Source organism: Cohnella caldifontis (genome assembly GCF_029360585.1).
GTDB classification, from domain to species: domain Bacteria; phylum Bacillota; class Bacilli; order Paenibacillales; family Paenibacillaceae; genus Cohnella; species Cohnella caldifontis.
The window spans coordinates 235157-243336 of sequence record NZ_JAQZSJ010000007.1 but is presented as its reverse complement, the minus strand read 5'-3'; the positions used below and the strand labels follow the sequence as shown (position 1 = coordinate 243336).

At 58.2% G+C, this 8180-nt stretch carries 6 protein-coding genes; 5 read left to right on the top strand and 1 reads right to left on the bottom strand.

Annotated features, from left to right (window positions below; genetic code table 11):
- Positions 1 to 73: 73 nt before the first annotated feature.
- Positions 74 to 1147, bottom strand: a complete 1074-nt coding sequence (locus tag PTZ19_RS12910) for a glycoside hydrolase family 88 protein (RefSeq protein WP_276354966.1) — start codon at positions 1145 to 1147, stop codon at positions 74 to 76.
- 249 nt (positions 1148 to 1396) lie between these two features.
- Between PTZ19_RS12910 and PTZ19_RS12905 the strand changes: the two genes are divergently transcribed.
- From PTZ19_RS12905 to PTZ19_RS12885, 5 genes are all read left to right on the top strand, one after another.
- Positions 1397 to 2338: a carbohydrate ABC transporter permease gene (locus tag PTZ19_RS12905; RefSeq protein ID WP_276354965.1), complete on the top strand. Its 942-nt coding sequence runs from the start codon at positions 1397 to 1399 to the stop codon at positions 2336 to 2338.
- Positions 2335 to 3189 carry a carbohydrate ABC transporter permease gene (locus PTZ19_RS12900; protein ID WP_276354964.1) on the top strand — a complete coding sequence of 285 codons (855 nt, stop codon included), beginning with the start codon at positions 2335 to 2337 and terminating at the stop codon, positions 3187 to 3189. Before PTZ19_RS12905 ends, PTZ19_RS12900 begins: the two co-directional genes overlap by 4 nt.
- 105 nt (positions 3190 to 3294) lie before the next feature.
- On the top strand, positions 3295 to 4692 hold the full coding sequence (locus tag PTZ19_RS12895; protein ID WP_276354963.1) for an ABC transporter substrate-binding protein: 1398 nt from the start codon (positions 3295 to 3297) through the stop codon (positions 4690 to 4692).
- Between the two features lie 105 nt (positions 4693 to 4797).
- Positions 4798 to 6561, top strand: a complete 1764-nt coding sequence (locus tag PTZ19_RS12890; protein ID WP_276354962.1) for a cache domain-containing sensor histidine kinase — start codon at positions 4798 to 4800, stop codon at positions 6559 to 6561.
- A complete protein-coding gene (locus PTZ19_RS12885) occupies positions 6554 to 8152 on the top strand; it encodes a helix-turn-helix domain-containing protein (RefSeq protein ID WP_276354961.1) in 1599 nt (532 codons plus the stop codon). Before PTZ19_RS12890 ends, PTZ19_RS12885 begins: the two co-directional genes overlap by 8 nt.
- The last annotated feature ends 28 nt before the right edge of the window (positions 8153 to 8180 follow it).

The window sequence follows — 8180 nt, the reverse complement described above, 5'->3', positions numbered from 1 at the left end:
CGGCTTATCTCTTCGCGATGAGGGCGTATAAAAAGCGGGCATGAATAAGACCGCTTTCCCGAGAGTCTCCTCCTCAGAAAAACCTCCGTTCCCATCCCGTCAGTTTGGCGATCGCTTCTAAGTAGAAATAATCCCCATAGATCAACGATACATGGATGTTCTTGTTCTCCGGCACGTGCCCGGTCCCGCCGGTCAGCAGCGCATGATAGCCGTCGCGGTCCAGAGCGGAATGCCGCTCGGTCAGCGACGCCAGGATCCGAACGGCCCCCTCCCGGAAGGTGCGGCCGATCGGAGCCGGCGTCAAGGCGGCGAGCTCGAGCAGCCCGGACGCCGCGATAGCGGCGGCGGACGTGTCCCGCGGCTGGCCGTCCGGATCGGGCAGCCGGAAATCCCAAAGCGGGATCGAATCTTCCGGCAGGCAAGCGAGGAAATGATAGGCGGACCTGAGCGCCGCTTCCAAATACTTGCTTTCGCCCGTATGCTTGTAGATATTGGACAAGCCGTACAGCGCCCAAGCTTGTCCGCGGCTCCAGGCGGAATCCGGACCGAAGCCTTGCCCGCCGTCGGCGCGTAGGAATCGTCCGGTGAGCGGGTCGAAGACGGCGATATGCCGGCTCGAGCCGTCCGGACGGAGGAAATGGTCCAGCACGGTGTCCGCGTGGGCCTTCGCGATATGCGCGAACCGCGGATCGCCGGACTCCCGCGAAGCCCAGAACAGCAGCGACAAGTTCATGCAGCAGTCGATGATCGCCCACCCGGTATGGTCCGCTCCGTTCCAGGCCCGGATGAACCGGCCGGCGGGATTGTACCGCCCGGCAAGGAACACGGCCGCGGCCAGCGCCCGGCGCTTGCCTTCGGCATCGCCCGTGATCATGTGCTTGGCCGCCGCCGTCGGCAGGAATTGAAAGCCTACGTCGTGATAGAAATCGTTCGGCTCAAGGAACAGCCGTTCCAGCTTGGCATCCCCTTCCCAAGCCGCCGCACGGAATCGTTCGATCCGGGTCCGGTCATAGACGATCCACAGCATGCCCGGCCAGAAGCCGGATGTCCACCAATCCGCCGGGGCGTCGTCGTAATGCCCGTCGTCCCGGGCGACATGGGGGCAGCGCTCCCCGATATCCTCGATCATGTCTTCCGTTTTTTTCACGATTTTGCTCCAAATCCGCTCCGCATCGAAAACGCTCAGTTTCCTCGACCTTCCCTCTGCACATGTTTAGCTTCATTATATAAATCGAACGATCGGAACATTAGCAACGGATTTTTCGGATTCGAAAACATTTTTGCAAGTTCATTCGCGGCATCCGCAATAAATCTTCCGAAATTGCAAAGAAAGTTTCATGTATTTGCGCGGCAACCTCTTTAGAATGGAAGCAACCCTAGAGAGAGAGGTGCAACCATGAGCCAGATCAGCCGAACGGGCGCGGGCATCCCCTTATCCGCCGCTCCCCGCCGAAGCCGGCAGCGCTTGAAGGAGACGTTGTACGGGTACTTGTTCATCGGCCCGATGTTCCTGGGCGTGTTCGTCTTCACGGTACTGCCGATCCTCGCCGTCATCGCGCTGAGCATCACGGATTGGAGCTTCATCGCCGGACTCGACAAAATCAAGTGGAACGGGCTCGACAACTTCGAACGCCTGTTCCGCGATCCGATTTTCCTGAAGTCGCTGCAGAACAATTTCTACCTGCTGGTCACGATACCGGTCACCATGATTTTATCGCTCTTGCTCGCGATCGTGCTGAACAAGCACGTGTTCCTGAAGGACCTGTTCAAAGTCGTCTTTTTCATGCCCTATATCTCCAGCATCGTGGCGGTCGCCATCGTCTACCAGGTGCTGTTCCATCCGTCCTACGGTCCGGTGAACCAGGCGCTGATTTCGCTCGGCGTGGGCAACCCGCCCAAGTGGCTCGCGGATACGCATTACGCCCTCATCTCCGTCATGATGATCCAGGTATGGGTCAGCATCGGGTTCTATTTGATCATCTATCTGGCAGGATTGCAGAACATCCCGAAGGATCTTTATGAATCCGCCGACATCGACGGGGCGAACGCCTGGCACAAGTTCCGGTCGATCACGGTGCCGCTGCTGTCGCCGACCTCGTTCTTCCTTCTCGTAACCGGGGTGATCTATTCGTTCCGGATTTTCGACCTGATCGCGGTGCTGACGGCCGGCGGTCCCGCCGGCTCCACGTCCGTTATCGTCTATTATCTCTACGATTCGGCGTTCAACAATCTCAAGACGGGCTACGCTTCCTCGATGGCGGTCGTGCTGCTGATCCTTACGCTGGCGATCACGGGACTGCAATGGCTGGCTCAGAAAAAGTGGGTGAACTACCAATGACGGAACAAACCGCGGCAACGAAAAGAACCGTTCCGTTCGGGAAGATCGCATGGACCGTGCTGGTCGCGATTCTGGGGATCGTTTTCCTGCTTCCGTTTCTTTGGATGGTGTCGACGTCGTTCAAGCTCGAAGCGGACGTGTTCAACTATCCGATCGAATGGATTCCCTCCACCTGGAACGCCGTTCAGAACTATACGGACGTCTGGAACGGGCAATATCCGTTCGCCCACTATTATTGGAACACGATCAAAGTCACGCTCGCCACGACCGCCATTTCCGTCTGTGTCTCGAGCATGGCGGCCTACGGCTTCTCCGTCATCCGATTCCGCGGGCGGGGCGTGCTGTTCATGGTCGTGCTGGCCACCTACATGGTGCCGGCGCAAGCCATCCTCGTTCCCCAGTTCGTGCTGTACCGCTGGCTCGGCTTGTTCGACAGCCACTTCGGGCTCGTCCTGCTGGGAAGCTTCAGCGTATTCGGCACCTTCATGCTGCGGCAGTTTTTCTTAGGACTGCACCCGGAATATTTGGAATCGGCCAAGCTGGACGGCGCCGGCCACATCCGCACGTTCGTCAGCATCGCGCTGCCGCTGGTGAAACCCGCCGTCGCGACGTATGCCATCCTCCGGTTCATCTGGACCTGGAACGATTACCAGAATCCGCTCATTTTCCTGCGTTCCGACGGCCTGTACACGCTGCAGCTGGCGATGCGCAAATTCGCCGACATGTATACGCAGCACTATGCGCTCATCATGGCGGGAACCGTATCCGCGATCGTTCCGCTACTGGTCATTTTCGTCGTGGGCCAGAAACAAGTCATCGAAGGCATCTCGTTCGGCGGCGTGAAAGGATAGTCAAAATATTTCCGGAAGCGAAAATTTTGTTGGATGTCCCGCCTCGGAGGCGGATGCTAAGATGCACGTTGTAAGCGATAACAGACCAAGGGAGGCATTTCTACCATGATGAAGAGAAGGATCGGGAACTTGGGGATCGCCGTCATCTTGATGGCCGCCATGCTCTCCGCCTGCGGAGGATCGAAATCGGGCGATTCCAGCCCTTCCGCATCCGCCCCGGCAGCCGGCGGCTCCAGCAGTCCCGGCAGCTCGCCCAGCTCGCCCAGCCCGTCCGCGGCGGAAGAGCAAGTCACGCTCAAGGTGTACCATTGGTACGACGACAAAATCGAGAAGTTCGACCAGGTGTTCGCCGAATTCACCAAACAGCACCCGAACATCAAAATCGAATCCGTCGTCGGCGTGCTGAACGACGCGAACGAGACGATGAAGAAAATCGACCTCGCCGCCGCATCCGGCGAAGACATCGACGTCATGATCCTGAACAGCCCGACCAACTACGCCCAACGCGCGGCGCTGGGGCTGCTCGAGCCGCTGAACGACTATTTGTCCGAGGACGGGGTCAATTACGAAGCCGAATACGTCTCCGACACGTCGATCGACGGCAAATACTACGCCTTGCCGGGGAAATTGAACCAGTATTTCGTCCTGCTGAACAAAGACGACCTGGACAAAGCAAACCTTCCGGTGCCGAAACAGTGGACGTGGGACGAGTACCTCGACTACGCGAAGAAGCTGACGCACGGCGAAGGCGCGCAGAAGCATTACGGCACGTATTTCCATACGTGGGTGGACTACAGCATCCTGCCCCTCATGGGCCAACCGGAAAACAACAACGTGGTCAAATCCGACGGCACGCCGAACGTGGACAACGAATTGTTCCGCCAAGGTTTCGCCATCCGGGACCGGGCCAAGAAAGACGGCTCCGCCGTTCCCTATGAAGACACCATCAGCCAGAAGCTGAACTACCGCAACGTTTATATGAACGGCCAGGCCAGCATGATCGAGATCGGCTCCTGGATGATTCCGGAAGCCGCGGGCAACGGGCCGATCAAGCAAACGTTCAAAACCGCGTTCGCGCCGTATCCGACCGCCAAAGCGGGCGATCCGATCGCGAGCAAGACCGACGGCGATTTCTGGGCGGTCTACTCGAAATCGAAGCATAAAGAAGCGGCGTATACGTTCATCAAATGGATGACTTCCGACGGATTGGCCCTGCAAGGCAAATACTTGACGGCCTCCAAGAAAATCGACGTGGGCCAGACGATCGACACCCTGACCGCCGGACCGGACGCGGAAAAGCTGATCGACAAGGAGTCGCTGAAGTACGTGCTCAGCGTGACGAAGCCGGCGAAGCTGTACATCTCCGTTCCTTACCAAGGCGAACTGGATAAAGCGATCACGGACGAAATGGAGAAAATGCTGCTGGGCAACGAGGACTTGGACACCGCGGTGAAAAACGCGCAGCAGAGGGTCAAGGACCTCATCGCGGCCAACAAGCAATAACCGGACCGCATTTCGCGGACAAGGGCCCGGCTTCGCGGGTCCTTGTTTTCCTTTTCCGATCCCGGAAAGGTGACTTACAATGGAGTCGTAGAGAGGAGGGCGGACATGAAAAGGGCATTCCTGAAATCCTCGTTGCGCTATCAATTGATGATCACTTCCCTGCTGTGCCTGATCATTCCGCTGTCCATCTCCCTGTGGATCGGAAACATGAACACGAACCATCTCATCAAAGCGCAAGCGGAGCGCAACTCGTCGGAATCCCTCAAATTCGTGAAGTCGCAGCTGGTCAATATCGTGGAAGGCTTGTACAGCATCGCGAACAGCATCGAATTCGACCCATCGGTCACGCCTTATCTGAAAAGCGCGACCTATTCGAACCCCGAGACGAGCGTGACGATGATCAACGAAAAGCTGACGAATCTCACGCACGATAAAGCCGGCGTCTACGTCACCGTTCTCACGACGGATAACCGGTTTTTCACCAACTACGGCATGTTCAAGTTCACGCCGATCCAATTTTATCGGGAGCCTTGGTTTGAGCGGCTTAACCGTACGTCGACCTACGAGAATTACTGGGTCGGGCTGCAGCCCAATTACCTGGAACAGAGCGTCGAGCCCGACCCCCACCTGATTACGTTCGCGCGGGCGTTCCGCACGACCAAGGGGATCTACGCCTACGTCGTCGTCAGCATTACGGAAACCCGGATCCGTTCCTTGTTCGAGAGTTACGCCGACCAAAGCATCTATCTGTTGGACGATCGGGGGACGATCTTGTCCGGCGATCGGCCGGGGTCTCCCTTCGACGCGTACCGGGAAGTGCAGCAACCGCGGGCGAATCCCGTCGTGACGGTCGGCGGCAAAGATTACATGTACGTGACCGATTCCCTTCCCTTCAACGGGTGGACGCTGGTCAGCCTGATGCCGTACGCCAAGGCGACGGCGGGCATCAACCGCATTTATTTCACGAACTTCTTCTGGCAAGTGGTGTTCATTCTCATTTTCGTCGTCATCCTCATCCTGCTGCTGCGCAGGTTCACCCAGCCGATCATCCGGCTCGGCGAAGTCGCCTCCAGCATCGAGTCGGGCAACCTGTCCGTCCGTTCGGAGGTGCGCGGGAAGACCGAGATCGGGAAGCTGGGCCGCTCCTTCGACCACATGCTGGACCGGATCGAGGAAATGTTCCGGCAAATCCAGCGCGAGCAGGAACAGGCGCGCAAGGCCGAGCTGTCCATGCTGCAGGCGCAGATCAGCCCCCATTTCCTGTTCAACATCCTGAACTCGATCCGGATGCGGATCCAACTGAAGGGAGACCGGGAAAACGCCGATTTGCTCCGCAACTTGTCCCGCCTCCTGCGGATGACGATCCAGCGGCAGGACAAGATGGTCGAACTGGAGGAGGAAGCGGCCATCGCAGTCTCCTACATGGAGCTGATGAAATCGGCCATGAAAACCCCGTTCCGTTATGAATTGGACCTGGATGAGGAAACGAAACGAGTGCTCGTGCCCCGGTTCACGTTGCAGCCGATCATCGAAAACGCGTTAAAGCACGGGTTGGACGGGGGAGAAGGGACGATCGCCATTCGTTCGGTTATTGCAGGGGACAGCCTTTGCCTCTCCGTGCAAGACAACGGAGCGGGCATGAACCCGGAGGCGCTCGGCCGATTGAAAGAAAAGCTGAACCCTCGCGCGGCGCTGAACCGAGCCGCGGAAGAGCCGGACGGCATGTCCGGCATCGGGCTCGCGAACGTGTACGACCGGCTGATTATGCTGTACGGAGAGCGGTTTTCCGTCCGGATCGACAGCGCGGAAGGGATGGGAACCCGCGTGGATTTGATGCTTCCCCGAATGGAGGGAACGGCTCGTGATTAAAGTCATCGTGGCGGACGATCAATATCCGGTGCTCGAATTTCTGGCCCAGACCGTGCCTTGGGGCGAGCTGGGCCTTGCCGTCGCGGCTCAATGCTCGGACGGAGTGGAAGCCCTCGAGGCGTGCCGGACGAACCGCCCCGGCATCTTGATTTCGGATATCGGCATGCCCAAGTTGAACGGGCTGGAGCTGATCGCGTCAGCCAAAGCGGAGAATCCGGACCTGGAGGTCGTGATCCTCTCCTGCCACGACGAATTCCATTACGTCAGGGAAGCGATCAAGCTTGGGGTCACCGATTACATCCATAAAGAATCGCTGCAGCCGGAAGAACTGACCGAGCTGCTTCGCAAAATCGTTCGCCTAATCGAAGCGAGGTCCGAGGCGCGGGACAAGACCGAATCGTTGTCCCGGGCGCTGGATCAAGGGAACGCGGCCATCAAGTCGGAATTCATCCGGAACACGATCCGCAACCCGATCGTGGGCGAACAGAAATGGCTGGCCGAGCTGAAAGATTTCGGCATCGCCGACCGGACGGTTCCGTATTTGCCGGTGCTCCTGTATCCGAACCGCTATTCCGGGCTGCTGGCCCGTTTCGGCACGGAGGAACTGCTGACCTACGCGTTCGACAACGCGCTGGACGAACTGATCGACAAGCCGGGCATCGGCGTCAGCTTCCGGTTCAGCCCCAAAATCCGGTTCATCCTGTTTCCGTATCCGAAATCCCTTAAGGTCAACCAATACGAGATCGTCCGCGGGCGTTTGACGAAGCTGCTTTCCGCTTTCGGCGAACTGGGCATCGCCGTATCCGCCGTGACGGGCCAGGCGGTCTCTGCGCCCCAGGAATGGAAGAAAAGCCTGACCGCTTTGCTGGAGTCCGTGGACCAGCGCTTCTACGCTTCGGAAGGCACCGTCTACAAATGGAATGCGTTCCGCACTTCGCCGAGCGATATTTTCTCTCATTACCAGAAAGCGATCGACGATTTCCGGCATGCCATCACGAACGAATCCGATCCGTACCGGATGGTCGTCCGGGAATGGATGCAGCTGCTGAGGGACGAACGGTATCCGGCCGAAACGGTGCGGACGTGGCTGATCAAGCTGCTGCTCGACATCGAAGTGAAATTCAAGTCCCTGCAGGACTTCGACGACGGGGAATCGATCCAGGACCTTCACCGGCAAGTGCTGGGGATGGAATCGATCTATGAAGTGGAGGATTTCCTGGCCGCTTTCGTCGAGGAGAAAATCCGGCTCGTCCGGACGCTGAAGCGGGAATCCGCGCGGCCCGAAATCCGCGAGGCGAAGAAATACGTGGCGGCGCGGCTGCACGAGAAGATCGGCATGGAGGAAGCGGCGCTGGCGCTGCACTTGAATCCGAGCCATTTCAGCCGGATCTTCAAGCAGGAGACCGGGGAAACGTTCATCGAATACGTCACCCGGCAGAAGATGGAGAAAGCCAAGGAACTGCTGGACCATACCGGCAAAAGCATCGAACAGATCGGAGAAGCGCTCGGCTACGACAACACGAGCTATTTTATCAAAATTTTCAAGTCGGTCTACGGGTTTTCGCCGAAAGAGTACCGGTTGTCCCAGTAGATTGGGTGAGACCCGCGCCGAGAGGGGT

What these genes read in the sequence shown, in the direction of transcription:
- PTZ19_RS12895 (WP_276354963.1), top strand. Translation starts at nt 3,295, where the DNA reads ATGATGAAGAGAAGGATCGGGAACTTGGGGATCGCCGTCATCTTGATG.
- PTZ19_RS12900 (WP_276354964.1), top strand. Translation starts at nt 2,335, where the DNA reads ATGACGGAACAAACCGCGGCAACGAAAAGAACCGTTCCGTTCGGGAAG.
- PTZ19_RS12890 (WP_276354962.1), top strand. Translation starts at nt 4,798, where the DNA reads ATGAAAAGGGCATTCCTGAAATCCTCGTTGCGCTATCAATTGATGATC.
- PTZ19_RS12905 (WP_276354965.1), top strand. Translation starts at nt 1,397, where the DNA reads ATGAGCCAGATCAGCCGAACGGGCGCGGGCATCCCCTTATCCGCCGCT.